This is a genomic window from Micromonospora sp. WMMD964, assembly GCF_029581455.1.
GTDB lineage: Bacteria > Actinomycetota > Actinomycetes > Mycobacteriales > Micromonosporaceae > Micromonospora.
Genome location: NZ_CP120860.1, coordinates 5,335,958 through 5,362,311, shown reverse-complemented (window position 1 = coordinate 5,362,311; position 26,354 = coordinate 5,335,958). Strand labels below are relative to the sequence as shown.

The 26,354-nt window shown below is 69.8% G+C and carries 24 protein-coding genes; 14 read left to right on the top strand and 10 right to left on the bottom strand.

Annotated features, from left to right (window positions below):
• Window positions 1-192: 192 nt before the first annotated feature.
• Window positions 193-2,667 carry a M14 family metallopeptidase gene (locus O7616_RS24485; protein WP_282304149.1) on the top strand — a complete coding sequence of 825 codons (2,475 nt, stop codon included), beginning with the start codon at window positions 193-195 and terminating at the stop codon, window positions 2,665-2,667.
• A gap of 116 nt (window positions 2,668-2,783) precedes the next feature.
• On the opposite strand, the gene O7616_RS24480 is transcribed toward O7616_RS24485, so the two are convergent.
• Window positions 2,784-3,137: a VOC family protein gene (locus tag O7616_RS24480; protein ID WP_282304148.1), complete on the bottom strand. Its 354-nt coding sequence runs from the start codon at window positions 3,135-3,137 to the stop codon at window positions 2,784-2,786.
• 153 nt (window positions 3,138-3,290) lie between these two features.
• Between O7616_RS24480 and O7616_RS24475 the strand changes: the two genes are divergently transcribed.
• Together O7616_RS24475 and O7616_RS24470 are read left to right on the top strand one after the other, a co-directional pair.
• Window positions 3,291-3,932, top strand: coding sequence for a GNAT family N-acetyltransferase (locus tag O7616_RS24475; protein WP_282304147.1), 642 nt, complete (start codon window positions 3,291-3,293; stop codon window positions 3,930-3,932).
• A 136-nt stretch (window positions 3,933-4,068) separates the two neighbouring features.
• Window positions 4,069-4,215: a hypothetical protein gene (locus O7616_RS24470; RefSeq protein ID WP_282258597.1), complete on the top strand. Its 147-nt coding sequence runs from the start codon at window positions 4,069-4,071 to the stop codon at window positions 4,213-4,215.
• Between the two features lie 79 nt (window positions 4,216-4,294).
• Here the strand turns inward: O7616_RS24470 and O7616_RS24465 are convergent, their stop codons facing one another.
• Entirely contained in the window at window positions 4,295-4,711 is a 417-nt protein-coding gene (locus tag O7616_RS24465) for a hypothetical protein (protein WP_282304146.1), read from the bottom strand.
• 138 nt (window positions 4,712-4,849) lie between these two features.
• Between O7616_RS24465 and O7616_RS24460 the strand changes: the two genes are divergently transcribed.
• The 4 genes from O7616_RS24460 (at window position 4,850) to O7616_RS24445 (ending at window position 8,790) form a co-directional block, all read left to right on the top strand.
• Window positions 4,850-5,881, top strand: a complete 1,032-nt coding sequence (locus O7616_RS24460; protein WP_282304145.1) for an NBR1-Ig-like domain-containing protein — start codon at window positions 4,850-4,852, stop codon at window positions 5,879-5,881.
• A 197-nt stretch (window positions 5,882-6,078) separates the two neighbouring features.
• Window positions 6,079-6,942: a peptidoglycan-binding protein gene (locus tag O7616_RS24455; RefSeq protein ID WP_282304144.1), complete on the top strand. Its 864-nt coding sequence runs from the start codon at window positions 6,079-6,081 to the stop codon at window positions 6,940-6,942.
• 33 nt (window positions 6,943-6,975) lie between these two features.
• Complete coding sequence (locus O7616_RS24450) at window positions 6,976-7,860, top strand: peptidase inhibitor family I36 protein (protein WP_282304143.1); 885 nt, start codon at window positions 6,976-6,978, stop codon at window positions 7,858-7,860.
• 6 nt (window positions 7,861-7,866) lie between these two features.
• Complete coding sequence (locus tag O7616_RS24445) at window positions 7,867-8,790, top strand: SpoIID/LytB domain-containing protein (RefSeq protein ID WP_282304142.1); 924 nt, start codon at window positions 7,867-7,869, stop codon at window positions 8,788-8,790.
• 60 nt (window positions 8,791-8,850) lie between these two features.
• On the opposite strand, the gene O7616_RS24440 is transcribed toward O7616_RS24445, so the two are convergent.
• The 3 genes from O7616_RS24440 to O7616_RS24430 all read right to left on the bottom strand — a co-directional run bounded on the left by O7616_RS24440 (window position 8,851) and on the right by O7616_RS24430 (window position 12,891).
• Complete coding sequence (locus O7616_RS24440; protein WP_282304141.1) at window positions 8,851-10,506, bottom strand: RICIN domain-containing protein; 1,656 nt, start codon at window positions 10,504-10,506, stop codon at window positions 8,851-8,853.
• A 23-nt stretch (window positions 10,507-10,529) separates the two neighbouring features.
• Window positions 10,530-11,948 carry a family 43 glycosylhydrolase gene (locus O7616_RS24435; RefSeq protein ID WP_282304140.1) on the bottom strand — a complete coding sequence of 473 codons (1,419 nt, stop codon included), beginning with the start codon at window positions 11,946-11,948 and terminating at the stop codon, window positions 10,530-10,532.
• Between the two features lie 301 nt (window positions 11,949-12,249).
• Window positions 12,250-12,891, bottom strand: coding sequence for a DNA alkylation repair protein (locus O7616_RS24430; RefSeq protein WP_348773887.1), 642 nt, complete (start codon window positions 12,889-12,891; stop codon window positions 12,250-12,252).
• Between the two features lie 151 nt (window positions 12,892-13,042).
• Here O7616_RS24430 and O7616_RS24425 point away from each other — a divergent pair, with 151 nt between their 5' ends.
• Entirely contained in the window at window positions 13,043-13,435 is a 393-nt protein-coding gene (locus O7616_RS24425) for a nuclear transport factor 2 family protein (RefSeq protein WP_282304138.1), read from the top strand.
• Window positions 13,436-13,459: 24 nt separating this feature from the next.
• On the opposite strand, the gene O7616_RS24420 is transcribed toward O7616_RS24425, so the two are convergent.
• From O7616_RS24420 to O7616_RS24400, 5 genes are all read right to left on the bottom strand, one after another.
• A complete protein-coding gene (locus O7616_RS24420) occupies window positions 13,460-14,698 on the bottom strand; it encodes an MFS transporter (RefSeq protein WP_282304137.1) in 1,239 nt (412 codons plus the stop codon).
• A 67-nt stretch (window positions 14,699-14,765) separates the two neighbouring features.
• Complete coding sequence (locus tag O7616_RS24415; RefSeq protein WP_282304136.1) at window positions 14,766-15,512, bottom strand: aminoglycoside phosphotransferase family protein; 747 nt, start codon at window positions 15,510-15,512, stop codon at window positions 14,766-14,768.
• A gap of 102 nt (window positions 15,513-15,614) precedes the next feature.
• Complete coding sequence (locus tag O7616_RS24410) at window positions 15,615-15,866, bottom strand: hypothetical protein (RefSeq protein ID WP_282304135.1); 252 nt, start codon at window positions 15,864-15,866, stop codon at window positions 15,615-15,617.
• 1,052 nt (window positions 15,867-16,918) lie between these two features.
• Window positions 16,919-17,929: a hypothetical protein gene (locus tag O7616_RS24405; RefSeq protein ID WP_282304134.1), complete on the bottom strand. Its 1,011-nt coding sequence runs from the start codon at window positions 17,927-17,929 to the stop codon at window positions 16,919-16,921.
• Between the two features lie 117 nt (window positions 17,930-18,046).
• Complete coding sequence (locus O7616_RS24400) at window positions 18,047-18,841, bottom strand: IclR family transcriptional regulator (protein ID WP_282304133.1); 795 nt, start codon at window positions 18,839-18,841, stop codon at window positions 18,047-18,049.
• Window positions 18,842-19,167: 326 nt separating this feature from the next.
• Between O7616_RS24400 and O7616_RS24395 the strand changes: the two genes are divergently transcribed.
• From O7616_RS24395 to O7616_RS24370, 6 genes are all read left to right on the top strand, one after another.
• Window positions 19,168-20,250 (top strand): sugar ABC transporter substrate-binding protein, encoded by a 1,083-nt coding sequence (locus O7616_RS24395; RefSeq protein WP_282304132.1) that lies wholly within the window; start codon window positions 19,168-19,170, stop codon window positions 20,248-20,250.
• A gap of 76 nt (window positions 20,251-20,326) precedes the next feature.
• Window positions 20,327-21,280, top strand: a complete 954-nt coding sequence (locus tag O7616_RS24390) for a sugar ABC transporter permease (RefSeq protein WP_282258620.1) — start codon at window positions 20,327-20,329, stop codon at window positions 21,278-21,280.
• Window positions 21,277-22,107 carry a carbohydrate ABC transporter permease gene (locus O7616_RS24385; protein WP_282258621.1) on the top strand — a complete coding sequence of 277 codons (831 nt, stop codon included), beginning with the start codon at window positions 21,277-21,279 and terminating at the stop codon, window positions 22,105-22,107. The genes O7616_RS24390 and O7616_RS24385 overlap by 4 nt, the downstream gene beginning before the upstream one ends.
• Before the next feature lie 8 nt (window positions 22,108-22,115).
• Window positions 22,116-23,297 (top strand): mandelate racemase/muconate lactonizing enzyme family protein, encoded by a 1,182-nt coding sequence (locus O7616_RS24380; protein ID WP_282258622.1) that lies wholly within the window; start codon window positions 22,116-22,118, stop codon window positions 23,295-23,297.
• Window positions 23,294-24,505, top strand: coding sequence for a fumarylacetoacetate hydrolase family protein (locus O7616_RS24375; protein ID WP_282304131.1), 1,212 nt, complete (start codon window positions 23,294-23,296; stop codon window positions 24,503-24,505). Before O7616_RS24380 ends, O7616_RS24375 begins: the two co-directional genes overlap by 4 nt.
• A complete protein-coding gene (locus O7616_RS24370) occupies window positions 24,502-26,019 on the top strand; it encodes an aldehyde dehydrogenase family protein (protein ID WP_282304130.1) in 1,518 nt (505 codons plus the stop codon). Before O7616_RS24375 ends, O7616_RS24370 begins: the two co-directional genes overlap by 4 nt.
• Window positions 26,020-26,354: the final 335 nt, after the last annotated feature.

Here is a 26,354-nt window from a genome sequence, read left to right as displayed (position 1 = left end):
TCGGCGTACGGCGATCGGGTGGCGAACGCGCATACGCTCACCGGACCCAGCCCCGCTCACGCCCTCCCGTCCCCTCCTCGCGACGGCGATCGTCGTCGTACCCAGACTCCACCGCGCGTACGGCATGGCTGTTCCTACCGGGGGCGACGCGCACGGAGTCACCCGATCAGCGTTCAAGCAGAAGGAGGGGGAATGCGGCGCACACGACAGCGCATCGCGCTTCTCGCACTGCCCGCCCTGGTGGGAAGCATCCTCGTGGCGACCGGGCCCGCGGGTGCGGAGCCCACGGGGCCGTCGACCGCGGCCAGCCGATCCCACGTCGGCGATCCCGACGCGGTACGCCACGTGCACATCAGACTGACCGGCGCGGACATGCTGGACAAGGTGACAGCCGCCGGTTTCGACCTCGAACACGGCCTACGGCGCGTGCCGACCGGCATCGAGGGCGAGGCGGTGGTGACCGCCGAGCAGCTCACCGCACTGACGGCGATGGGCGTCGAGGTGCTCGCCGACGACGCGGGCTTCGCCTGGGCCGACGAGGCCGACGGCGGCATCGGGGCCGTCGGCGCCCGGGTGGTCGCGCCGTCGAGCCACGAGGCGACGGTCCGCGTCGTCCGCGCCGACTGGTTCACCACCAAGGGCCAGGGCTTCCTCTACGTCGAGGCGCGGACCACCGAGGGGCAGCAGGCGGAGCCGATCGTCGGCATGCAACTCGAGAACGACTCGGGCAAGGGCAGCCCGTTCGGCTTCGCCCGGACGATGAGCCGCTTCGTCGACTCGGGGCAGTACATGTTCCACCGGAACCTGTTCAAGCTCGACACCCGTCCCGACCGGATCCGGGTGACGAGTTCCACCGGCGGCGTCGCCACCGGCGTGGTCTCGAACTGGTTGGAGGACGCGCCGCCGCCGCTGACGGCGAACCCGTCCTACAAGTCGGACTTCGTGGCCGGCTACCAGCACCCGCAGCAGCTCTACAGCCGCGCCAAGGAGATCGCCCGCCAGTACCCGGACATCGCCGAGATCGTCTACCTGCCGAACCAGACGAACGGGTACCAACGCAAGGCGCAGGCCCAGATCGGCGGCACGGGGCAGTCGGCGGTCGTCGTCACCTCGGCGGCGTGGGGCCACGAGGGTGGCAACGACGTCACGGTGGACTTCGTCGACCGGCCGGGTGCGGACCTCCCGCTCGCGGTGGAGGTCGCGGGCAAGGCCGTCCGCGTCCTGCTCGCGAAGGACGCCTCCGGCGTGCCGGCGAGTACGGTGAGCGAGGTGGCGGAGGCACTGCGGACCCGCTCCCAGGGCCTGGTCGACCGGGCGCACCCGTACCGCGCGAACGAGGGCACCGGCATCGTCGCGCCGACGGCGGGCCCGGTCGCGCTGACCGACTTCCTCGACCAGAAGCGCGTCGGCGCACCGGCGGGCGAGGTGCCGCGGGGCCCGGTCACGATCCCGGTCCTGCGGATCGGCAAGCACCGCGACGGCACGAAGCCCGGCGTGCTGATCCAGGCGCAGGATCACGCCCGTGAGTGGGTGCCGGCGACGACCAGCCTGGAGTCCGCTGAGCGGCTCGTGCACAACTACCGGTCCGACCGGGAGACGAAGAAGATCGTCGAGAACACCGACGTCTTCTTCATCCTGTCCAACAACCCGGACGGCGCGAACTACAGCTTCTACAACTTCGCCTCCCAGCGTCGGAACATGACCAACCACTGCCCGGACGCGAACGCCGATCCGGGCCGACGCAACTCCTGGGGCGTCGACCTGAACCGGAACTACCGGGTCGGATCCGGCCACGACGGTTACGCCGGAGCGTCGACCAGTTGCGTCAGCGACACCTACCAGGGGCCGGAGGAGCTGTCCGAGCCCGAGTCGAGGAACATCATCTGGTTGGTGGAGAAGTACTCGAACATCAAGTTCATGATGTCGGTGCACTCCAACGGCGGTCAGCTCTTCTGGCAGCCCGGTGCGTACATCGCGGACGGTCGGATCACCACGCCACGACCGCCACTGGGCGACGAGGCGTTCTACTGGCAGTCGGCCGCCCGAATCCTGTCGCAGGTCAAGGCGCACCGGGAGACCGTCGTGACCCCGGAGAACGTCGGCGGCTCCTCCGACGTCCTCTACTCGTCGGCGGGTAACGTCCGCGAGGACCTGTACCACACGTACGGCATCTACGCGTTCGGCTGGGAGGTCGGTGGCTCCGTCTACAACCCGGCGACCGGAGACTGGCAGGGCGGTTCGTTCCAACCGGAATGGGTGGGCAACCCCGACCTCGTCAGTGGCCACGCCGAGACGATGGAGTACGCCAACGGGATCATGGAGATGTTCCGGGTGGCGGCGGACTGGGGCCGGGACCGGAAGGACCCGACGTCCCGGCTCGTCCCGGGCGCCGGGCGTTACCCCGGGCCCGTCGACGTACGCTTCGAGACCAGCGAGCCGGCCACCGTCTACTACACGACGGACGGCAGCCGACCCACACTCGATTCGCCCCGCTACGCGGCGACCGAGTTCCGTGAGCCGGGTCAGGTGTTCCACGTGACCGAGACGACGACGTTCCGCTGGTTCTCGGTCGACAGCGCCGGCAACATCGAGAGGAACTACGACCCGACGAAGAGCGGCCGGCGCGACAACTACCGGACGGCGACGATCAGGATCGTCAGCGGATAGGTCGTCAGCTGCTCGTTGCCCCGTCGGTGCGGACGCCGACGGGGCAACGGTCGCCGGTGCGCGTACACCAGGGGTGGGAGACCAGGGTCGGTCCCTCGCGGTCGTCGGGAACCGCCTCAGGAGTGGTGCGCCGCGACGTTGATGACGTTGCCGTCCGGGGCGCGGACGAAGAACCTGCGCACGCCCCACGGCTCGGTGGTCAGCGGGTGCACGACCTCGTAGCCGAGTCGCTGCGCCTCCGCGTAGGCGCCGTCCACGTCGTCCACCTGCGCGCTGATGACCGAGTCGACGGGCGCGGACGCGTCGCCGGAGACGAGCTGCACGGCCACATCGGAGTCGGGCGACGTGTAGCGGGCCACCCAGCCCAGGTTGAACTCCTCGGTGCTCAAGCCGAGGAAGTCGGTGTAGAAGCCCTTCGCGGCGCTGACGTCGGCCACCGGAAGGTTGGGCAGGATGCGGATGACTCGCACGCGGACCTCCAGCTCAGGCGATCGGGACCTCATTATCCGGACAACGCCGACGAGACCGCACGGCGCGACCGTGGCGGCGGAGCCGCATATCATCGACCCGCTTCGGAAGCGGCCGAGCCGAGACGCCGCATCGGGGACCGAGGAGCAGATCACATGCAGCGCACGCTGGCAGACATCCTGGAGGCGGCGGCGCACGGCGCCTTCCCGCCGCCGGACGGCGGGACCACTGTGGTGCCGCAGCCTTGTCGCCGCGACGCCGGAGTCATCGCCTTCACCGGCCACTCGGTGGTGTTCACCGACGAAGACCACCAATGGGTACGTCGTACGTTGGCCGCTGTCGCCTGCGACCCTCTGGCGGCCACCATGAATCCGCGTTTCCTGGCCGCGCTGCTCGACCGCACCGGGCGGTCGATGGACACGATCGACCTGCTGACCGTGGCGAGCGGCCTCGCCGGGGACCCGCCCCTGCGGCTCACCGAACTCACCGACGCCGATCATCCCCGCGAGGCCAGGGCACGTCGCCGCCGTACCGACGTGCGCCTCTGGGCAGCCGATGGTGGGGTGATCGTTATCGGCCGGGGGGTGGCCGGCCGCTGGGAGGTGGCGATCGAGGTCGACGACGAGCGTCGCCACCGGGGCCTGGGGAGGGCACTGGCGACCGCCGCGCGACACCTGGTACCGGACGGTCAGCCGCTCTGGTCCCAGCAGGCCGCCGGCAACTCGCGCAGCGTGCGCGCCTTCCAGGCGGCCGGGTTTCGACCGGTCGGAGCCGAAGCGCTGCTCCTCGGGGCGTAGGCGGCGCACCGCACATGCCGTGCCGACCACTGTGGACCCGCTGATGATCGGCGGCAGGTTTCCGCGATCACGGTCGGGGGCATCTCGGCGGGCGAGTTCCACATCCGCCAGTGATCCCCTGATCGAGGAGACCCATATGTCCGCCCAGGCCTTTCTCTACATCCTCGCCGTCATCCTGATCGTGCTCGCGGCCCTGCCGCTGCCCACCCGGGGTGTCTCGCTCGCGCTCCTGGGTGCCGCGTGCGCCCTGCTCGCGTACGCCTGGCCGGTGATCACCGCCTGACCGGGGGACGGCGTGCGGCCCGGCGGGGGGACCGCCGGGCCGCGTTCGGCCGGTCACCCGACCCGCAGTGGTACGGCGGTCAGCAGCGCACCTCGGTCTCCTTCTGCGCGACGTCCGAGATCCCGCCGAGCGCCCGGGTGCACACCGACAGGGTGTCGGCGCCCAGGGACCAGACCTCCTTGCCGCTCGAACACTGCAGGTCACGCAGGGTGCTTCCGGTCACGATCGAGGTGCAGACCTGGTACGAGCCGTGGGTCTCCCGATACTGCTGCCACACGTACGTGTACGCGTAGTTCTTGCCGCAGCCCTTGTACTGCTTGACCGAAGCGGCGGTCTGGCCGCCCACGGTGACGTACGCGGTCGCGCCGATCTGCACCGAGCCCACACAGCGCGGGTTGGTCTCGGCGTGGGCCGGTCCGGCGAACGCCAGCGTCGCGGGCACCGCCAGCCCGACCGCCGCGAGGATGCGCACACCACGTCGGGAGAGACTCTTCATCGGTGACCTCCTTCAATGCACCGGGACCGTGGAGCCCGGTGTCGTCGATGCACCACATTGATCGCGGCCATCGCCCGTTCGGTAGCCTCTGACACGCTCTGACAACGCCTGACGACGCCGTCTGACATGGGGGAGTGGATGAAGGACCAGCGTGCCGCAACGGATGGAGTTCAGGACCGATCGGCCGCCGGTAGGTTCGCCGAACAGTTGCGGGCACTGCGATCCGCGGCCGGCGACCCGTCCTTCCGCAAGATGGCCGGTCGGTCGGGCCGGATCTCGCACACGACGTTGCACGAGGCCGCTGCCGGGACCAGGTTCCCCTCCTGGGAGACCACCCGGGAGTTCGTCCGAGCCTGTGAGGCGGACGAGGCCCTATGGCGACGCAGGTGGGAGGAGGCGCAGCGACCGGCCTCGGCCCACGGCATCCCGGCCGACGATCCCGCGTCGGACGGATCCGCGTCGGCGGCCGACGTCGGAGCCGAGCCCACCGCGACCGGCGCCGAGACCGCCGGCGACCCGGAGCCGTCGACGATCCACGGGCGATCGATGACGGGTGACGCCCCGTCGTCGGCGGAGTATCCGAGCGACCTGCGGGTCGGCGACTACCCGCCGGTCGAGGAGGAGGCCGGAGCGCGGCGCAGCCGTTCACCGTGGCTGGCCGCCGCGGCGGTGGTGATGGTGGTGGCGATCGTCGCCGTCCTGGGCGTGACCCTGCGGGACCTGTCGTCGCGCGACGGCGGGGGCACCCCTGCCGCGTCGGCGTCGTCGGCCTCGTCGCCGTCACCGTCGTCGTCGGCGTTCTCGGACTCGTTGATCGCCGGTGACTCGAGCAAGTTCGTCGCGGACGTCACCATCCCCGACGGCACGCGAGTGAAGGTGAACACCACGTTCGTGAAGGTGTGGGCCCTCGCGAACGTGGGGAAGGTCGTCTGGCACAACCGTTACCTGGCGCGGACGAACCCGACCGCCGACGCCGACGGTTGCCAGGTGCCGGAACGGGTCGCGATCGGCGACACGCCGCCCGGTGAGCAGGTGATGATCAGCGTTCCGGTCACCGCTCCGAGCCGTCCCGGGAAGTGCTGGGTCAGCTGGAGGATGGTCGACGAGAACGGGCAGGAGTTCTTCCCCACCCGCCGACCGGTGTACTTCATGGTCACCGTCACGGCCTGAGCGCGCCCGCGAGCGGCGTCAGGGGGCGACCGCCGCACTGTCAGTCCCGGGCGCCCGCAAGCTGACAACACCGCATTCATCCAGGTCGGCGACGGCCTGACGAATCTGACAGGCCAACGGGGTACCGAACAGCAGGTGCCTCCTCGCACTGTGATGTCCGTCCCAACGCGACTCATCACCTACGAGGAGGATCGACAGTGCGCCGTCCCTGGTTGACCGTCGGGCTCGCCGCGCTCTGTGTGGCGGCGAGCGTCCCCGCCCACGCATCGGCCGCGACACCCGACGCCACCGCCCAGCAGGCCGTCACCACCGCGGCGCTGCCGGTGGTGAACATGGAGGCCACCGTCCTGGCCGCCCAGATCGACCCGCGCCGCGCCGACGACACGCTGACCCCGGGCGCGAAGAGTTCCGTGCTCGCCGTCGAGCAGGCGCTCCAGGCCCGGAACCTGCTCGACGCGCAGTGGGTCGACGGCTACTTCGGCACCGTCACCATCTCGGCGTACGCGGCCTACCAGCGCTCGCTCGGTTACACCGGCCTCGCCGCGAACGGGCTGCCCGGCACGACGTCGCTGACCAAGCTCGGGCAGAACCGGTACACCGTCGGCAACCCGATCGGCCCGGGTGCCAAGGTCCAGCGCGACGGGTACGTCGTCAACGCCCGTACGCAGGCGATGCTGGCCGAGGCCCAACGTCTGCTCGGGTACGCCCTGGTGCTCGAACAGGGCTCGTACAACCCCGGGGGTGATCCGACCTCGGCCGGCACCCACGACGGCGGTGGCGTGGTGGACATCGCGGTCACCGGCATGACCGCCGCCAAGCGCACCGCCGTGGCCCGAGCGCTCCGCCGGGTCGGCTTCGCCGCCTGGGTGCGCAACCCGAGTCAGGGCGACTGGCCGTGGCACATCCACGCCACGGCGATCAACGACACGGACCTGTCCAGCCCGGCGCAGCACCAGGTCGGGGACTACTACCTCGGCCTGAACGGCCTGGCCAACCAGGGCCCCGACGACGGCCCCCGGATCCCGATCAGGACCTGGGAGCAGTACCAGCGCGGGCAGTGACCCGCACCCCCTCACCGTTTCGGAAAGGACACCATGAACATCCGTAAGAGCCTCGCCGCCGCCGGCGTCGCGCTGGCCGCGACCACCTCGATCCTCAGCGTCGCATCGCCCGCGTCGGCGGCGGCCCGTGACGGGGTCTGCGACAGCGGCGAATTCTGCTACTACTACAACAGCGGCAACGCCGGATCGATCTCGGACTTCACCGGATCGCTCGCCGACTACGGCACCGAGCAGCCCACCTGCTACGACTTCAAGGGCGCCGGCGCCGGCAAGGGCCTGTGCATCAAGAACGAGGCAGCCTCGGTCTGGAACCGCAGCACCAAGACCGTACGCGTCTACTACAACAGCGGGTACGCCGGTTCGTACCAGGACTTCGCGGCCGGCGCGAAGGGGAACCTCAACGCCACGCTGAAGAACAACAACGCCTCCCACCAGTTCTCGCCGTCGGCGCGCACGAACCTGTCGTACGCCCTGTACCAGGCCAGCGGTGGCGTGGTCACCTGCGCCTTCGACGGGTACACCACCACGCCCGGGCGGCACGAGGGCATCGACATCGCCCGCAGCGTCGGGTCGGACGTGCGTGCCCTGGTCTCCGGAACGGTCACCTACGTCGCGCGGGGCAACACCGGCAGCGGCGGCCTGTCCACGATCTCCGTCTACAACTCCTCGCTCAACAAGACGGTGATCTACCTGCACACCGCGCCGAGGTCCGGGGTGGGCGTGGGCGACGCCATCAGCAAGGGCCAGATCATCGCCGACGAGTCGTGGCACGGGGTGTCCTCCAGCTCGGCCGCGCACACCCACGTCGAGGTCCGGGCCGGCCGGCAGACCCACGCGGCCGTCAGCGTCGGCGACCCCACCCTGGACAACGCCGACCCGACCGCGTTCTGGAACTCCCAGGGTTACAACGAGAAGTAGGACACCGTGAATCTCCGCAAGGGCCTCGCCGCCGTCGGCGCCGTCCTCGCCATGTCCACCTCCATCCTGAGTGTCGCCTCGCCGGCAGCGGCAGCCGCACGGGACGGAACCTGCGACAGCGGCGAGTTCTGCTACTACTACAACAGCAACCAGGCCGGTTCGGTCTCCGACTTCACCGACTCCCTGGACGACTACGGCACGACCCAACCGACCTGCTACGAATTCAAGGGCGCGGGCAACGGCAAGGGCCTGTGCGTGAAGAACAACGCCGCGTCGGTGTGGAACCGGACCGGTAAGACCGTGCGGGTCTACTTCAACAGCAACTTCGCCGGTGCGAGCCAGGACTTCGCGTCCGGGGCGAAAGGCAACCTCAACGCCACGCTGAAGAACAACAACGCCTCGCACGAACTGCTGAGCGGACCGACGGGATGCAGCACCGACGGCACCAACAGCAAGCTGCCGAGCACCATCCTGGTCTACCGGGTCGGGCTCGGCCGCGTCGACCGGGTCGACTTCAAGACGTACGTCAAGAACGTCCTCCCGAACGAGTGGATCACGAGCTGGCCGAACGCCTCGCTGGACGCCGGTGCCGTGGCCGTCAAGAGCTACGCCTGGTACTGGGCGTTGCACTCGACCCGCAAGACTCCCGGCGGACAGTGCTACGACGTCCGTGACGACACCGGGGACCAGGTCTATCGGCCGTCGTCGGCGCAGGCCTCGACGTCCTCAGCGGTGGACCGCACCTGGTCGACCCGGCTGACCCGGAGCGGCAACATCCTGCGGGCGCACTACTGCGCGACGACCACCGCCTGCGGTGGTTGGGTGGACGGGGACTGGCTGTCCCAGTACGGCTCCCGTGACCTCGCCAACGAGGGCCGGACCTACCAGGCGATCCTGCGCTACTACTACCGCGACGTGGTCGTCTCCTGAGGCCACCAGCCGACCGTGCCGCCCGCCGCGGATCCGCGGCGGGCGGCACGCCGGTGGGCGTCAACACCAGGTCAGCGTCGAGTTGATCCGCGTGACGTTGCTGATCGTGTTGTTGGCGCCACCGCAGGGGTTCTGGGTGATGTTGGTGCCGCTGACGGTCAGGTTCTGGAACCGGATGCCGGAGGAGATCGGGAACTCCGTCCGCGACGCGATCCTCACCTCGCCGCCACCCGTCACTGTGCCGGACACCCCGGCGATGACGACGTTGTAGCAGTTCTCCACCAGGATCGAGTTGTTCCCCGTGTTCGAGATGGTCACCCGGTCGATGACCGCGCCACCGGACTCGGACACGCAGAAGATCCCCCGGCCACCGCCGGACGCGATCACGGTCCCGACCCGGATGTTGGTCGGGTACGAGCTGCCCACCCGACCGTTGCGGTTGGCCATCCGGAACGCGGCGTAGCCGGTGCCGGCCCCGGCGTTCTGCGCGTCGACGGTGCCCACCGTGGCGTTGATCGTGTCGTTGAGCAGCAGGCCGGAGTCCCTGGTGTTCCGTGCCGTGACCGTGCCGATGGTCAGGCCGTCCACCCCGTACGTCTCCACGCCGTGGGTGCCGGTCCCCGACACGTAGACGGTGTCGATGCGGATGTTGCGCACCTTGACCGCCCGGTCCCCACCGTGGTTGTCGATGCGGATGCCCAGGCCGGAGGAGAGCCGCATGTCGATCTGCCCGAGGGTCAGGTTGTTCACGTTGCGCATGAAGATCCCGTACAGCGGCGACCCGGTCAGCGTCAGGTTCTGCACCTCTACGTCGGTGGTGCCGCGCGAGTAGACCGGCGCCTGGTCGCCCGACCCCGAGCCGGTCACGTTGATCGTGCCGCACACCGCCAGGGTCGTGTACGACGGCAGCGACAACCGCGAACCCGCGCTCACCGACCCGGAGCCGCGCACCACTACCCGCTGCTTCGACGTCCGACCCGCCGACAGCGAGTTGACCGCCGCCTGCATGGCCGACAACATGTCCGAACCCGAGTAGACGGTCGACGAGCCGTTGCGGGCGGTCCAGGTGCTCCCGTTCAGGACGGCCTCGGCGTTCGTCGACCCGCTGCCGCAGCCGGTTGTGGGTGGTGTGCTGCCGCCGCCCACGGCGACCAGCTGCCACTGCTGGTTCGGGCCGTTGAGGTCGGCGTACTGACTGACCCGGCCGCCGTCGGCGGTGGACCGCTCCCAGACCTCCAGCGCCTTGGCGGAGTGGCGGTTGATGAGCCGCACGTAGCCGCCGTCCGAGTCGAGGACCTGGAACTGCTGGTTGGTGCCGTTGGTGTCGGGCCACTGCCGGTACTCGGCACCGTCGGCGGTGTTCCACTCCCAGAGGTCGACGACCTTTCCGCTGTGCCGGGCCTTGAGGCGGTAGTAGCCGCTCCCGGAGGAGACGAACTGGAACTGCTGCCACGCGCCGTCGTTACGGGACCACTGCTGGATCACCGCGCCGTCCGCCGTCGAGGTGTCCCGGACGTCGAGCACCTTGCCGCTGTGCCGGTTGACCAGGACGTAGTAGGCGTTGGTGTCGATGGTCGCCGCCGCTGCCGGCGGCGCGGCGACCAGCACGGCGGCGGCCGCGCCGACCAGCGCGGTGATCATGGCCAGCACCAGGCCGGTACGCCCCGCACGGCGGACCGGCTCAGCGGTGGACGGCCTTCTGGTGAAGAGAGGCATGGGTTCTCCTGCCTGGTGGGTGGCTATTCGAGGTGGAAGGTGGCGGAGCCACGCTCGGCTGTCGAGCTCACCGGCTCCAGGTAGAGCAGCCCGTCGCGGTGGCGCACGTACCGCCCGGGGAAGTTCTGCGACTCCAGGGAGAGGCCGTCGCTCGCGGCCAGGCCGGGTCGCCGTTGGAAGCTGGCGTCGTTGCCGAAGAGCGACGACCCGTCGCTCCTCTCGACGTACAGCGCATAGCCCCGGTGACGCAGGTAGTAGCCGGGGAAGTTGGTCGACTCCAACGACACCGAGCCGCCGCCGGCGAGGCCGTTGACGATGCGGAACTGGGAGTCGGCCAGATTGGTGACGTTCGGCTCGATGCGGGCCCGGTAGTCGTAGTGCCGTACGAAGCTGCCGTTCAGGTCGTGTGCCCGCAGCCGGACCGGGGTGGCCCCGTCGGGCACCGGGATGCCGAAGTTCGGGGTGCCGTCAGCGTTCCAGTACAGCTTCTGCAGTCTGGTCCGCCGGTTCGGGTCGTTCAGTGGATCGCCGCTGATGTCCCGGTAGCTGCGGTCGTGGTAGACGAGGATGTCGCTCTGCCCGTCCTCGGAGACGGTGAACGAGTTGTGGCCGGGGCCGTACTGGCTGGTGGCCGCGTTGCTGGCGAACACCGGGGTGGGGCTCTTGCTCCACGAGGCGGCGTCGAGCAGGTTCGCGGTGACGGAGGCGGTCAGCATCCCCAGGCAGTAGTTGGCGTCGGTGGCGCTGGCCGAGTAGGTCAGGAAGACGCGGCCGTTGCGCTGGATCACCGCCGGCCCCTCGGCGACCCGGTAGCCGCGGGTCTCCCAGTCGTACGTCGGCACGACGAGCCGGGTCACCGTGCCGGTGATCTGCCAGGGGTTGGCGCCCATCCGGGCGAGGTAGACGTTGGAGTTGGTGGAGATGCCCGGCTCCTGCTGTGCCCAGGTCAGGTAGCGCACCCCGTTGACGACGAAGGTCGAGGCGTCGAGGCTGAAGGTGTCCCAGGGTGTCGTGATCCGGCCGCGTTCGGTCCACGACCCGTTCAGCGGATTCGCGTTGGCGTTCTCCAGCACGTACATCCGGATCCGCCACACGTCGTCGGTGCGTCCCGCGGCGAAGTAGACGTACCACCTGTTGTTTATGAAGTGGATCTCCGGCGCCCAGATGTGGGCGCCCATCTCCCCGCTGGTGTGCCGGGTCCAGATCGTCGTCTCGGCCGCCGTCGCCAGCCCCTGCAGGGTGGTCGCCCGGCGCAGCACGATCCGGTCGTACTGCGGCACTGTCGCGGTCAGGTAGTAGTAGCCGTCGGTGTGCCGGAAGATGTGCGGATCGGCCCGCTGGTTGACCAGGGGGTTGGTGTAGTTCACGGCCGGTGCGGCCTGCGCCGGCCCGCCGACCGGCAGCCCGGCCGACACGGCGAGCACCACCAACGCGGCCGCCACCACCGACCGTAGGCGTCCGGGGCGGCGGCCGGCTGGCGCGGAACGAACTGCTGGGCAGAGGACCGGACCGGTGCGGGGGAGTGGCAGCGACATCTGTCCTCCGTGCGGTTGGTGAGCGTCCGAACGACGCCACCCGGGGACGGTCGACCGACGGCATCCCGCCAGGAAGAAGCGTGAGTGGGCGAGGGAGACATGACGATGGTGTTACGTCGAGGTGGCGAACCAATGTTCGCGTTAACATCGATGTGTGTCAAGGCCTCGACGGGGCTCTACACCATCGTGCACGCGGACGAAGCCCTGCTCAGGCGTGCGCTCGACGTACCATTTCGTTGATCCAGACTGGCGCGTACGGGGATGTGCACCCCGGGGAGGTCGGGTAGTCCTTGAGCACCGCCAGGCGTTCGCCGATGTCGATCGCGCGAGCGCGGTACGCGGCGTGCTCGATCCCGATCTGGGCCAGGCAGTGGTTCATCGCCCACTGGAGGCGATCCGGCGCGTCCCTCATCTCGCTCTCGATGACGTCGAGCAGTCCCGGGAGGTCGAGGCTCTCGGGCTTCTTCGTCACGCGCTCCGTGGTCAGCGCCCAGCCGGCACTCGCGACCACCGGATCCTGATCAGCACACCAGGCCAGGCGTAGCTCCTCGGAGTGCGGGCTCTTCTTCACCACGTAGTTCACGAGCCAGTCGTGCACCTTGGGCGCGCGTGCCTCGCGCAGCATCGTGTCCAGCTCGGCACGCCCGAACGCCCTGGGGCGGCAGATCAGGATCGACAGCAGTCTCGCCGCGGTGTCGTCGGTCTTCCAGAGCCGGCACGCGAGTTCCTGTTGCGTCTTCAGCCGCTTCGCGAGCGCACGAAGCTCGCCGAGGTGCACACCGTGATCGTCACCGTGTTTCGCGTTCACCTCGCGCGTGCGGGGGTCCTCCAGTGCGGCCAGTTCGGCCATCACCTCGGCCACCACCGGGTCGGTGGGCGTCGTCGCGGTCACCAGAGCAGCTTACGTCGGAGTCGGCCCCCGGTGACCTGCGGCTTGTCGGTTCCGGGCTGCCTGTCGGTTCCGGCTGGTCCGCCGTCCGCCGAATGGCACAGTGATGTCCATGGACAGGAAGTACGTCAGCGAGTGGCTCGCCGCCTACGAGCGGGTGTGGCGGACGCCGGGCACCAACGACCTGGTCACCCTCTTCACCGAGGATGCGAGCTACCAGCAGGGGCCGTACTGGACGCCCGTCGTCGGCCTGCCGGCCATCGCGCAGATGTGGGAGAAGCAGCGCAAGGGCCCCGACGAGGTGTTCCAGATGACCAGCGACATCGTCGCGGTCGAGGGCGACACCGCGGTGTCGCGTCAGGAGGTCCGCTACGGCGACCCGGTCGACCAGGAGTACCGCGACCTGTGGATCATGCGGTTCGCCGAGGACGGGCGGTGCCGGGCGTTCGAGGAATGGCCGTTCTGGCCGGGCCTTCAGCCGACCGCATCTCCGGACGGCTCGTGACCGAGGTGTCGACGAACGGGCGGCTCACACCGGGGCCTCGACCGGCTTCGGAGCCGCGTCGAGCGGCAGGTCGCGCATCCGGCGGATCGGGGTCGACAGGTAGATGATCGGGGACAGCACGGTGAGCGCCCCGAAGAGCAGCAGGGTGGTACGAGCACCGAGTGGCCCGGCCAGGATGCCGGCCAGCAGGCCCCCGAGGGGGATGGCGCCCCAGGAGACGAACTTGACGGTGGCGATCACCCGGGACAGGAGTTCCGGTGGGCTGGCGATCATCCGGTAGGTGCGGGTGGTCACGCTGAGCACCACCGAGGAGACGGCGAGGATGATGTTGCCGGCGGCGAAGGCGAGGTAGCCGGCGGTGCCGGTGCCGAGCGGAATGATGAGCGCGCCGGGTACGCCGACGAAGGCCGCGATGATCAGGCCGCGTGCGGTGCCCACCCGGTGCGTGAACCGGGTCGTCACCGCGGCGCCGATGAGCGTGCCGAGGCCGTCGGCGGCGAGGAGCAGCCCGACCAGCAGCGGCGATGCGTGCAGCTCACGCACCAGGTAGAACGGGAAGAGCGCGAGCATCGCGCCGTTGACGAAGTTCGTCGCGGTGGCGTCCCACATGGCCGGCCCGATGATCGGGTGGCGGAGCACGTAGTGCCAGCCCTCCCGGATCATCGTGACCATCGGCGGACGCTCGGCCGGTCGCTGCACCCGCCGGGCGGGGAGGGTGCGCAGCAGCACGGCGGAGATCACGTAGCTGACGGCGTCCACGAACAGCGTCGGCACGGCACCCAGCACCTGCACCGCGAGGCCGCCCACCGAGGGCCCGCCGAGCTGGGTGACGGCGTGCGTTCCGGAGTTGAGGCTGTTGCGCGCCTGCAACTGCGTCGCGGGCACGATCTCCGGCAGGAAGGTCTGGTTGGCCACGTCGAACAGCACGTTGGCGAAGCTCACGACCAGGGCGACCGCGATCAGTTGGGTCACCGTCAGGGCGTCGAACCACCAGGCCAGGGGGACGGACGCGACGGCCAGGGCCCGGACCAGGTCCAGCGCCACCTGCATGCCGCGCAGCGGTACCCGCTGCACGACCACCCCGGCCGGCAGGCTGATCAGAAGGTACGCGAGGTAGCCGGCCGCCGTGATCAGACCCATCTCGAAAGCCGACGCGTCCAGGACGGTCAGTGCGGTCAGCGGCAGGGCCACCCCGCCGACCGCCGAGCCGAGGTGACTCGTCGTGCCGGCGCCCCACCAGCGCCAGAAAGCAGTAAGTCTCATAATGGAACTGACCATAGTGGGTGACGCGGTTCGAGGCGACCCTGCCCACACCGCTGACGTGACTCCTCTACCGATCCCGCATCCGGGATCTCAGCACGTCGAATTCGCACCCCGGCGCATCCGGATCGAAGCCGTGCCCGATCAGCCAGCGCGACGCCACCAGGCTGCGCAGTGACCACCAGGCGCGGATCACCTCCCGGTCCGCGCCGGCGCCGTAGCCGGCAAGCAGGTCGTCCAGGCGTTCCTCGTGCCCGAGCGTCAGGGTGGCGAGGTCGAACATGCCATCACCGGGGGCCGCCTCGGACCAGTCGATGACGCCGGTGACCTCGTCACCGTCGACGAACACGTGGGTGATCTGCAGATCGCCGTGGACGAAAACCGGGTTCCACGGCCGCAGCGCGACCTCGGCGATCTCGCGGTTGCGACGGATCACCTCGGCGGGCAGCACGGCGTTGGCGAGCAGCCACGCGCACTCGCTGTCGAGCTCGGCTGCCACGTCCTCGAGCCGGCGTCCCGGCCAGGGCGGCAGCGGCGCGTCGTGCAGCCTCCGTACGGCGGCACCCACCGCAGCCCACGTTGCGGGCGACGCGGGCGACGGTTCGCCGAGGAGGCCGAGCGCCCGGCCGGGCGCGGCGGCGATGGCGAGCACGGGCGGCTCGTGCCAGAGGATCGCCGGGGTCGGAATCGGTGCCATTGCCATCGCCCGTATCTCGACGTCGGCGTGCGCCGGGTTTCCATCGACCTTGAGGAACACGTCGCCGACGCGGAGCGTCGCCCGCTGCCGGTGGGCGACGACGACTTCGACCTCGTCCATACCGGCCATCCTGACGGGAACGGTCGCCGATGTCGCCGGACTTTCGCCGGTGCCCGGACGCGATGCGCCCCGTCCACGGGTGGACGGGGCGCATGGTCGGTGTCAGTCGGATTCGGACGTCGACGCGCCGGCTACCTCGATCCGGGGTGACCGGTCCGGCGGAAGGTGGGCGAGGTCGGCGATGACGACCACGTCCACTTCACCATCGACCATCTTCTGCTCGACGGTCTCCCAGGGTGCCCGGACGATTCCTTTCAACCGGTAGTCGTGTTGCCGAAGGTGCGAGAGACACACTGCGACGGCGGGCTCCGACGGCTCGATGTCCGCGGGGATCCAGATGACGGCTATCTCCATGACCTCTCCTGATCAACGTCGTGGACGCGGCTGAGTGATCAGGAGTCGTTGGGGCGGTGGTGGCCCGCGCTCCACCGGCCGGCTCGTGGCGCGCAGGTCGACGGCGGCCACGGTGAACCCTCGGGAGGGAGGCGGGATGGGCGGTGGGGGTTCGGCAGCCGACGTCGGCGCGTCGACACCGTTGGCGCCGAGGCCGCTCGGTGCGGTGGCCAGCGCCAACACGAATGCCGGTGGCCCCGGATCGGGGCGTGCGGGCGGGCCCGGCGTCGACGCCGCAGCGGCGACCACCGCCGCTCGCGCCCGGCCTCCCGGCCGGGGTCGGCCGCCGACGGTGTCGTGGAAGCCGCCGCGCGTCACCGTCGCTGGCGGAAAGTTCGACGGTGACGGTGACGGTGACGGCGACGGTGACGGCGACGACGACCGGGTCGGTCGGGCAGCCGGGGAGGTCGAGCGGGACGCCGCGCGGGCGCTGGGCGAAGCCGGCGTGGGCGCTCGAGGCGGCAACTCGGGAATCACATCGGAGGGTTCGACCGACGTCGAGGGCAGCGGAACCGCCGGTAGCGGCAGCCGGACGGACGACGGCAGGGGGACTGCCGAGGGCGACGGCAGGGGGATGTCGGACGGTAGCGGTAGCGGGACGGCCGATGGCAACGGTAGGGCGACGGCCAGGGGTGACTCGACCACGCGCGGCAGCAACGCCGAGACCATGGTGGGAGACGCGGCGGCATCCGCCGCGCGGAGACCGGGCGGGGACGGCTGATGCGCGTGGGCGGGGTCGGCACCCACTGCCGCACCGAGTGCCACCGCGCCGAGCGCCACCGCGGGCAGGCTGTGCGTCAGGCGCATCGCGTGAGGTCTGCGGGCCGTCGTGTCGCCAACCCTTCCCGGGCCGATCTCCCGGGCCGATGCCGTTGGCCGAGCAGTCGCTCCCCGCCTCCCGCCGTTCGTTCCATGCGCGGGTTCTTGCCCCCGGGGAACGCGGACTACACCTCTCGTCGATATGTGTGGCCCCGCCGTGAACGGTTTCGCCGCTCGCGGGTGAGCGGCGCGGGTCATCGTTCGGTGCGTGGTGGCGTCGGAGGCGGCTGGCGCAGGGCGTCGTCGATGATTCCCGGCATCCGTCGGGCCACCCCGGCGAGGAGGTCCGCGACCTGGACGCGCGGGTCGTCGCGGGAGTCGACCATCACCAGCCCCGCCAGCGGTGATACTCCGTCCGGTAACGCCCCGGCCGGGTCGGTCCCTGCCGCCCAGGTGCTGCGGTCGGCCAACATCCGCTGCAGGCGGGTCAACCGATCGGCCGTGAGGGCACTCTGCTCGTCATGGGTCACCAGCACCTGCCGCCGTCCACCGCTCCAGGACAGGACCGTCTCCGCCAGCGCCGGCAGCAGCGGCTCCAGCGGTGGCGGGACGGACCGGTCGTCGTTGTCGAGCCTGGACAGCACAGCTCGTACGTGGCTCGGGCTGAGCCCGCGCAGGACGTCGTGGGCCGCGGGTCCGAGGTCGCGCTCCAGCAGGGCGTCGCGGGCCTCGAAGAACCGCCGCACCGTCTGGTGCACGGGAAGCCTCCGCTTCATCCGGACACAGTCGACGAACGCGGTCAGGAAGGCGTCCCAGTCGCCTCCGGCCGAGTGCCCGGCGTCGTGCAGGGCGAGAGCGGCCGGGCGGTGCTCAGTGGCCAGGCGGGTGCCGGCCGCGTACGTCGGCTCGGCCAGCAGGAGATCGACGATCCGGGTGACGAGGAAGAACTCCTTGTCGATCACGTGGACGTGGGCGCGGCCGGTCAGCGCCGTCCGGAGCCATCCCAGGGCCTCGTCCGCACCCGAGCCGCGCAGGAACCGCCCGGACTTCAGCTCGTACGGCGAGAACCGGAAGCCCGAGCGCAGTGTGCTGATGAGCGCGACGGCCTCCTCGACGGTCAGGTCGACACTCGCGTGCGTGATCACCGGGGCGGTCGAGCGCAGCAGATTGGTGCCGGAGAACCCGGACTCGTCGCAGGCGATCTCCACGACGGCACCGACCACCGCGTCCCTGAGCGGCATGCCGCCCTGAAGTGGGGATCTCACACCCGGTTTCCCGCCATACCGACCATGGTCACCCGCGTGCCGACTCAGGACAACCCGATTGCGAGGCGCGGCCGGACCGTCGGTCAGCGATCGACAGCACCTCCGGCCGGTGGCGCGTCAGTGGGGTGAGCCGAGTAGTCGTTCGCCGTCGCCCGCGTCGGCTGACCGTGTGTATCCCAGCTCGGACGAGATCTGGTTCGCGGTCTCCAGTAGGAGGGGAAGGGCCTGCTTCAACCTGTCGAGGCTCGCGATGACCTCGATGGCGGTCATCGAGACGGCGGCGATGACCTGTCCTCGTGAGTCCCTGATGGGTGCGGCGACGCATCTGACGTAGGCGTCGTGTTCGCCGTTGTCGGTGGCCCAACCCTGCTCGCGGATGCGGGCCAGTTCGGCTTCGAGCGATCCGTGGTCGGCGAAGGTGGTGTCGGTGAACTTCTCGAACACGACGTGGGAGAGGAGACGGTCGCGCTCCCCCGACGGCAGGTAGGCCAGGATCGTCTTACCGACGGCGCTGGCGTAGATCGAGACCGCGCGCCCCACGCGGGACGGCAGTTTGACGGCGTCGAACGCCGGGCTGTCCACCTTGTCGATGTAGATGATCTCGTCGCCGGTCAGCTGTGCCAGGTGCACGGTGTGGCTGGTCTCGCGCTGCAGCGCCCGCAGGTGTGCGGCGGCGAACTGGCGTAGGTCCATCGAGCCGAGCGCGAGTTCGGACAGTTCGATGACTCCGCTACCGAGCACGTAGGTGCCCGCGCCGGTGCGGCGTACGAAGCGGGCGGCCTCCAGTGTCTGCAGGATCCGCAGGGCCGTGGACTTGTGGACGCCGAGCACGTCCGCCGCCTCGGTGAGCGACAGCGGGTGCTCCGCAGATCGACGGATGAGGTCGATCGCGCGGCGAATCGATTGCGCCAAGGCACTGTCTCCCCTCGGTGCGGCGGCGGAACGCCGTCGCTGCCATTGCGTAATGCGCAATATAGTTCACGCGATGCGCAATCGCTACTTGACACCGTTGCACATGACGCTACGATCGTTGCAATTTAATCGGTACGACGCTGATGCGTAACAGTGGAGTAACTATGGGTAATCAACGCGCTCGATTCGTTGCCGGTGCGACATGTGCCCTCGGCCTGGTTGCCGCCCTCTTGACCGGCTGCGGCTCCGACGGTGGTTCAAGTGACGGCGTCACCAAACTGACCTTCGCCGCGTCGACCTTCGGCGACCCGGGCCGCGGGCCCCAGTTGACGAAGTGGCTCGACGAGTTCAACAGCAGCCAGGACAAGGTCCAGGTGTCGGCCGCCGCCGTGCCGTACCCGACCTTCGGCCAGACGGTGCTGACCCAGATGGGCAGTGGCAAGGGGCCGGACCTGGTCCGCTTCGACATGCCCGAGTTCGAGGCCGCCTCGGACGCCGGTCTCGTCGCGCCGCTGGACAAGCTCGTCGACGCCGGCAAGTACGACCTGCTCAAGCAGCCGGACCAGTTCATGGTCCACGACGGCGTGCGGCACGGCTTCATCTTCGAGGCGTCGAACTACGCGATGTTCTACAACGCGGACCTGATCCCGACGCCGCCGTCCACCTACGAGCAGTTCGCCTCCACCGCGAAGTCGCTCACCAAGGGTGACGTCTACGGCCTGGCGTTCCGGCAGACGGAGGCCGAAGAGGCCGGCGTGTGGCAGGACATCTTCAACTACGTCTACGGCTTCGGCGGCGCGTGGTCCGACGGCAAGAACCTGACCATCAACTCGCCGGAGAACCTCAAGGGCCTGCAGGCGTACAAGGACCTCTACGACGCCAACGTCATCCCGCGTGGTGCCGACGCCGCGACCTTCCGGCGGATGTTCGCCGAGGGCAAGGTCGGCATGGAACTCAACAACGGTGGCTACGTGACCGCCACCCGCGGCCAGAACGCGAAGCTGAACTTCACCGTCGCGCCCATCCCGTTCCCGGTCCGCAAGCAGGGCGCGATCCTGGCGCCGATCGTGATCAACGAGGCGAGCGAGGGCAAGGACGAGGCGGCCACCTTCATCAAGTGGGCGTTGGAGCCGCAGAACCAGGTCAAGCTGCAGGAGATCCTCGGCGCGAGCAGCGTCGCCACCACCACGCAGCGCAGCGCCGAGTCGCTCAAGGCGACCCCGTTCCTCCCCGTCTTCGACGGGCTCACCGAGACCAGCCTGCCGCAGATCGTCCTGGGATTCGAGGCCAAGACGCCGGACATCCGCAAGGTGGTCGTGCAGAACGTGATCGCGGCGTTGCAGGGCAAGGCCGACCTGAAGTCGGCGCTGGACCGCGCCCAGCAGCAGGCGACCGAGCTGGTTCGCTGACCGGTCGACAAGGCGACGCTGCCGGCGCGACGGGCCGTGCGCCGGCAGCGTCCTCTCCCAGAAGGATCGAAATCCGATGACCGTGCTCGAGCAGACCGGGGCACCGAAGACATCCCGCCGACCCGGGGCGCGGCGTGGCCCCAGCCCACTGGGCAGCAAGTGGACGCCGTACCTGTTCCTGGCGCCCGCCGCGCTGTTCATATTCGTCTTCCAGGCGGTACCACTCGTCCAGGAGGTGTACCTCAGCTTCACCAGGACGAGGCTGCTCAACCCGACCCGCAGCGAATGGGTCGGCCTGGAGAACTTCAACCGGATCTTCGGTGACCCCGACTTCCACCGAACCCTGCTGATCACCTTCGTCTACGTCATCGCCTGCGTGGTCGGCGCCATCGGCGCCGGGCTCGGCGTGGCGCTCCTGCTCAACAGGAACTTCCGGGGCCGTGGTGTGGCTCGGGCCCTGGTGACCGTCCCCTGGGCCGCACCGGGCATCGCCGTCGCCCTCATCGCCACCTGGATGCTCAACGCGCAGTACGGGATCGTGAACCGCTTCCTCGACGCGGTCGGCCTCGGCGTGCCGGGCGGGGCCATTCTGGACAGCCCCCGCTACGCGCTCCCGGCGGTGCTCGCGACGACCATCTGGCAGCTGTTCCCCTTCACCTCGGTGGTGCTGCTCTCCGCACTGCAGTCCGTACCCCAGGAACTCAACGAGGCCGCCAGCGTGGACGGCGCCGGACGTTGGGCGACCTTCCGTGCCGTCACCTGGCAGGTCATCAAGCCGACCGTGGGGCTGCTGGCCCTGCTGATGACGATCTGGTCGCTGCGCCGCTTCGAACTCATCTGGCTGATGACCAAGGGTGGCCCGGTCGGCGCGACCGAGACGCTCGTCATCGACCTCTACTCGCAGGCGTTCGACTCCAAGGAACTCGGGTCGGCGGCGGCCATCGGAATGGTCGGCGTCGTCATCTCGCTCATCGTCATCATCGGCAGCCGACTGGTCGCGCGTGCTGTGGAGAAGGGGGACGTCCGATGAGGCGCTTCCGGTTCGGGGTCACCGCGCGGATCGTGGCCGTACTCGTCGTGCTGGGCATCGCGGTGTTCCCGCTGTACTGGATGTTCGTCACGGCGCTGTCCAGCAACGGAGACCTCTTCGCCGACCGGCCCCGGCTCACGCCGGACCTCGGCCAGTTCGGGGTGTTCGTCGACGCGCTGGCCGAGGGCAAGGCGGCCGGGTGGCTGCTGAACAGCCTGGTGATCGCCCTGGGCACGATGGTCCTCTCGGTCGGTCTGGGGATCCCGCTCGGGTACGCGCTGTCCCGGTTCTCGTTCTGGGGCAAGGCCGCGCTGACCGTCGTGCTGCTGTTCACCCAGATGCTCCCCGAGGCGCTCATGGTCGTGCCGTTGTTCGCGCTGTTCCGCCGCTTCGACCTGCTCGACTCGCTGACCGGCCTCGTCCTGGTGAACTCCGCCTTCGTCCTGCCGATCGTCGCGCTGATCCTCAAGGGCGCGATCGACGGCATCCCGAAGGAGTTGGAGGAGGCGGCCCGCGCCGACGGCGCGCGGCCCTTCACCACCCTGACCCGCATCAACGTGCCGTTGATCGCGCCGTCGATCGCGGCGACCGCGGTCATCGCCTTCTTCCACGCCTGGAACGAGTACGTCTTCGCGGTGACGTTCATCTTCAACCCGGACCTGCAACCGGCGTCCGTCGGTATCGCGAACTTCATCGGCGAACTGGGTACCCCGATCCAGACGGTGATGGCCGTCGCCTTCCTGTTCACGTTGCCGGCCGTCGCGTTCTACCTCCTGGTCCAGAAGTACGTGGTGTCCGGCATGACCGCCGGTGCGGTGAAGGGTTGAGCCGAAACATGAAGATCGTCTCCGTCGACACGGTGGTCGTCGACTTCTACCGCACCAACCTCGTCATCGTGCGGGTGCACACCGACGAGGGGATCGTCGGGCTCGGTGAGGCCACCCTGGAAGGCAAGGAACGGGCCGTCCAGGGCGCGATCGCCGAGCTGGCCGAAGCGGTCGTGGGCCTGGACCCCACCAGCATCTCGAAGAACCTCTACGAGCTGGCCCGGAACTGGTACTGGCGCGGTGGACCGGTCGTCATGACCGCGCTGAGTTCGTTCGAGATGGCCCTGTGGGACATCTCGGCGCGCGACCTCGGCGTACCGGTCTCCCGACTCCTCGGCGGCGCGACCAGGGACCGGGTGCGGGCGTACGCGAACGGCTGGTTCTCCGGGGCCGTCACGCCGGAGGACTACGCGGCGGCGGCGCGCCGGACCGTGGAGTCCGGTTTCCGCGGCCTCAAGTGGGACCCGTTCGAGAACTACGACCTCACCATCAGCACCCGGCAACTGGACCGGGTGCTCGCCCAGATCGACGCGGTACGTGCCGCGGTGGGCCGTGACGTCGAGCTGTTCGTGGAGGGGCACGGGCGCTTCGACGTCCGGCACGCCGTCATGGTGGCGAAGGAGATCGCCCAGTTCGACCCGGTGTGGTTCGAGGAGCCCTGCCCGCCGGACAACCTCGACGCCCTGGTCGACATCCGCCGGTCGTCGCCCGTGCCGATCGCGGCGGGGGAGCGGTGGTACGGCCGGCAGGGTTTCGCTCCGGCGCTGGCCCGCCAGGCTGTCGACTTCGTCCAGCCGGACGTGACGCACGCCGGCGGGATCGCCGAGCTGGCCTTCATCTCGACGCTCGCCGCGACCAGCTACGTCGGGTTCGCACCGCACAACCCCAGCGGCCCGCTCAGCACGGCCGCGACGTTGCAACTCGGGGCGACCCTGCCCAACTTCCGGTACCTGGAGATCATGGCGACGGACGTCCCCTGGCGTCCCGAGATCACCAACGAGCGTCTGGTGCTGACCGCCGACGGCGACGTGCTGATCCCGACCGGGGTCGGGCTGGGCATCGAGCTGGACCTCGCCGCGATCGAGCAGCATCCGTTCACACCGCATCCGCTGCGGATGTTCGAGGACGCCGTCTACGACATCCGTCCTCGGGACGAGCGGTCCTTCTTCAACCTGGAGAGCGGCTCATGACGGTGCCACGGCCCCGGGGAGCGGCTCCGGGCGTGGGGTGGTCCGGCACCGCCGCCGAGGCGCTGCCGGACGACGCCGGCGACAGCGTCCTCATCGGCCGCATCTGGGATCCGTCGGTCGACGGCCCGACGCCGGTGACCGTCCGCGACGGCATGGTCATCGACCTCAGCCGTCGGTTCCCGACGGTCCGGGACATCTGCGAACTGCCCGACCCCGCCGCGGTGGTCGCCGGGCTCGACGGGCCGACGGTCGGCGACTTCGGGGAGATCCTCGCCAACACCGAGGCCGCGACCCGGGACCGGACCCGGCCCTGGTTGCTCGCGCCGGTCGATCTCCAGGTGCTCAAGGCCGCCGGGGTGACCTTCCCCATCTCGATGATCGAACGCGTCATCGAGGAACGGGCCCGGGGAGACCTCGCGCTCGCGGCGGACATCCGCCACCGGATGCTCGCCGACGTCGGTGTCGACCTGCACAGCCTGACTCCGGGCTCGCCGGAGGCCGACCGGCTCAAGAGTCTGTTGGTCGCCGAGGGCATGTGGAGTCAGTACCTGGAGGTGGGGATCGGGCCGGACGCCGAGATCTTCACCAAGGGCCAGGTCCTCTCCGCCGTCGGCACCGCCGTTCCGGTCGGGGTGCTCGCCGCGTCGACCTGGAACAACCCGGAACCCGAGGTCACCCTCATCGTCGCGTCCACCGGGCGGATCGTCGGCGCCACCCTCGGCAACGACGTGAACCTACGGGACGTCGAGGGCCGTTCGGCGCTGCTGCTTCCACTGGCGAAGGACAACAACGCCTCCTGCGCCCTCGGGCCGCTGATCCGGCTCTTCGACGAGCGGTTCGGGATGGCCCAGGTACGCGAACTCGCTGTCAGCCTGCAGGTCAGCGGTGTGGACGGCTTCCTGCTGGAGGCGGTCTCGGAGATGACGCGGATGTCGCGTGACCCGGAGGAGTTGGTCCGGCAGTTGATCGGCCCACACCACCACTATCCGGACGGTGCCGCCCTGATGCTCGGCACCATGTTCGCGCCGATCCAGGACCGGGACCGCCCCGGTGAGGGCTTCACCCACAAGGTGGACGACGTGGTGCGGATCAGCTGCCCGGCACTCGGCACCCTGGTCAACCGGGTGTGGCACGCGGAGGAGTGCGAGCCCTGGCACTTCGGCGTCCGCGATCTGATGGGCAATCTGGTGAGGAGAGGACTGCTGTGAACGTGGTCATCACTGTCGACCCACGCGACGGCCGGCGGCGCTCGACGGACCTCAGCGAGACCGACGAGTCCCGGTTGGAGGTGATCGCCGACCAGGCGTCCCGAGCGGCGCAGTGGCTGTCCGGGCTGGGCAGACTCGGTAGGGCGGAGATGCTCGACCGCATCGCCGCGTCCCTGGAGGCCCGGCGCGCGGAACTGGTCGCGGCCGCCGAGGCGGAGACCGGGCTCAGCACCGCGCGGCTCGACGGGGAACTCACCCGGGCGGCACTCCAGTTCCGGATGTTCGGCGACGTGGTGCGCGACGGGGCGTACGTCGAGGCGGCCATCGACCACGCCGCCGACACCCCCCTCGGGCCCGGTCCGGACCTGCGCCGGATGCTCGTACCCCTCGGACCGGTCGCCGTCTTCGGGGCCAGCAACTTCCCGTTCGCCTTCTCGGTCGCCGGGGGTGACACCGCCGCCGCGCTCGCCGCGGGTTGTCCCGCCGTCCTGAAGGCCCACCCGTCGCACCCGCTGACGTCGCACGCCTCCGCCGACGCGATCGAGTCGGCCATCCGCGACCTGGGTGGCCCCGAGGGCGTGGTCGGCATCGTGTACGGGGAGCAGCCGGGCCGGTCGCTGGTGCGTCACCCAGCGATCCGCGCGGCCGCCCTGACGGGTTCCGTCGGGGCCGCCCGTGCCATCCAGGCCGCCATCGACGAACGGCCCGATCCGATTCCCCTCTACGCCGAGCTGAGCAGCGTGAACCCGATCGTCATCCTGCCCGGCGCGGCCGTGGACCGGAGCGACCGGATCGCCGAGGGCCTGTTCACCTCCTTCACGGCGTCCGGCGGTCAGCTGTGCACCAAGCCCGGCCTGGCGTTCGTCCCGTCCGACCCGGCCGGTGACCGGCTGGTCGACGCGCTGCGGGAGCGGGTCGGCTCGGCGGGCGGTGCGGTCCTGCTGAACGAGCGCATCCGGGACGCGTACGAGACCCAGGCGGCGGCGTTCGAACGGGCCGGGGCCCGGGTTTCGGCGCGACCCCGGGTGGACCCGGGCGAGGGCTTCATCGTCGCGCCGACGCTCCTGGAGGTCGGTCTGCCGGACCTGACGACCGAGATCGCCGACGAGTGCTTCGGCCCGCTGCTGATCGTGGTCAGGTATCGCGACGTCAGCGACCTCGACGCGGCCCTGGTGACCGTCCCGCCGTCGCTGACCGGGGCCGTCCACCGTGGACCGAGCGACGAGGCCGAGGTGGTGCGTCGGCTGGTCGACGTGTTCGCCGCCCGCGCCGGTCGCATCGTCTTCGACGGTTACCCCACCGGTGTCCGGGTGTCCTGGGCCCAGCACCACGGCGGGCCCTGGCCGTCGACGAACGCCGTACACACCTCGGTGGGCGCCACGGCGATCCGGCGGTTTCTTCGCCCGTTGGCGTGGCAGGACGCCCCGGAGTGGGTCCTCCCCGAGGAGCTTCGAGACGAGTACGCCGCCATTCCCCGTCGAGTGGACGGGAGGTTGGAAGCGGCCACCGGATAATCGCGACAGAGGTCGCTGCGGCATCGTTTTCCCGGTGGCGCCGGGTCGGTCGGCGAGCATTTCCCGCGAATTGATCCAGGATGGATTCGCGCGCCGGCCGCCCTGGTGCTGCGGAAAGGTGCCAAATTTGTTCCGTGCCCGGCCGGTAAATACATCGTTGACCGTCATCGCACTTCGTGTTTGTGTTTCTGGGCAGGGCCAGATGTTAGCGCTCGCAGAGCGGCATCTCCCGATTCCGGTGTCCGTTCACCTCACGGCCGAATGGAGACCCGGGAGCGTACCGGTCGACGCCCGGTAGACCCAGGCGCGACGCCGAACTCCCTGTGGTGGGGAAG

Excerpts from the sequence above, each read along its gene's own strand:
- O7616_RS24485 (WP_282304149.1), top strand. The coding sequence starts at position 193 with ATGCGGCGCACACGACAGCGCATCGCGCTTCTCGCACTGCCCGCCCTG.
- O7616_RS24475 (WP_282304147.1), top strand. The coding sequence starts at position 3,291 with ATGCAGCGCACGCTGGCAGACATCCTGGAGGCGGCGGCGCACGGCGCC.
- O7616_RS24470 (WP_282258597.1), top strand. The coding sequence starts at position 4,069 with ATGTCCGCCCAGGCCTTTCTCTACATCCTCGCCGTCATCCTGATCGTG.
- O7616_RS24465 (WP_282304146.1), bottom strand. The coding sequence starts at position 4,711 with ATGAAGAGTCTCTCCCGACGTGGTGTGCGCATCCTCGCGGCGGTCGGG.
- O7616_RS24460 (WP_282304145.1), top strand. The coding sequence starts at position 4,850 with ATGAAGGACCAGCGTGCCGCAACGGATGGAGTTCAGGACCGATCGGCC.
- O7616_RS24450 (WP_282304143.1), top strand. The coding sequence starts at position 6,976 with ATGAACATCCGTAAGAGCCTCGCCGCCGCCGGCGTCGCGCTGGCCGCG.
- O7616_RS24440 (WP_282304141.1), bottom strand. The coding sequence starts at position 10,506 with ATGCCTCTCTTCACCAGAAGGCCGTCCACCGCTGAGCCGGTCCGCCGT.
- O7616_RS24430 (WP_348773887.1), bottom strand. The coding sequence starts at position 12,891 with ATGGCCGAACTGGCCGCACTGGAGGACCCCCGCACGCGCGAGGTGAAC.
- O7616_RS24425 (WP_282304138.1), top strand. The coding sequence starts at position 13,043 with ATGGACAGGAAGTACGTCAGCGAGTGGCTCGCCGCCTACGAGCGGGTG.
- O7616_RS24420 (WP_282304137.1), bottom strand. The coding sequence starts at position 14,698 with ATGAGACTTACTGCTTTCTGGCGCTGGTGGGGCGCCGGCACGACGAGT.
- O7616_RS24415 (WP_282304136.1), bottom strand. The coding sequence starts at position 15,512 with ATGGACGAGGTCGAAGTCGTCGTCGCCCACCGGCAGCGGGCGACGCTC.
- O7616_RS24410 (WP_282304135.1), bottom strand. The coding sequence starts at position 15,866 with ATGGAGATAGCCGTCATCTGGATCCCCGCGGACATCGAGCCGTCGGAG.
- O7616_RS24390 (WP_282258620.1), top strand. The coding sequence starts at position 20,327 with ATGACCGTGCTCGAGCAGACCGGGGCACCGAAGACATCCCGCCGACCC.
- O7616_RS24385 (WP_282258621.1), top strand. The coding sequence starts at position 21,277 with ATGAGGCGCTTCCGGTTCGGGGTCACCGCGCGGATCGTGGCCGTACTC.
- O7616_RS24380 (WP_282258622.1), top strand. The coding sequence starts at position 22,116 with ATGAAGATCGTCTCCGTCGACACGGTGGTCGTCGACTTCTACCGCACC.
- O7616_RS24375 (WP_282304131.1), top strand. The coding sequence starts at position 23,294 with ATGACGGTGCCACGGCCCCGGGGAGCGGCTCCGGGCGTGGGGTGGTCC.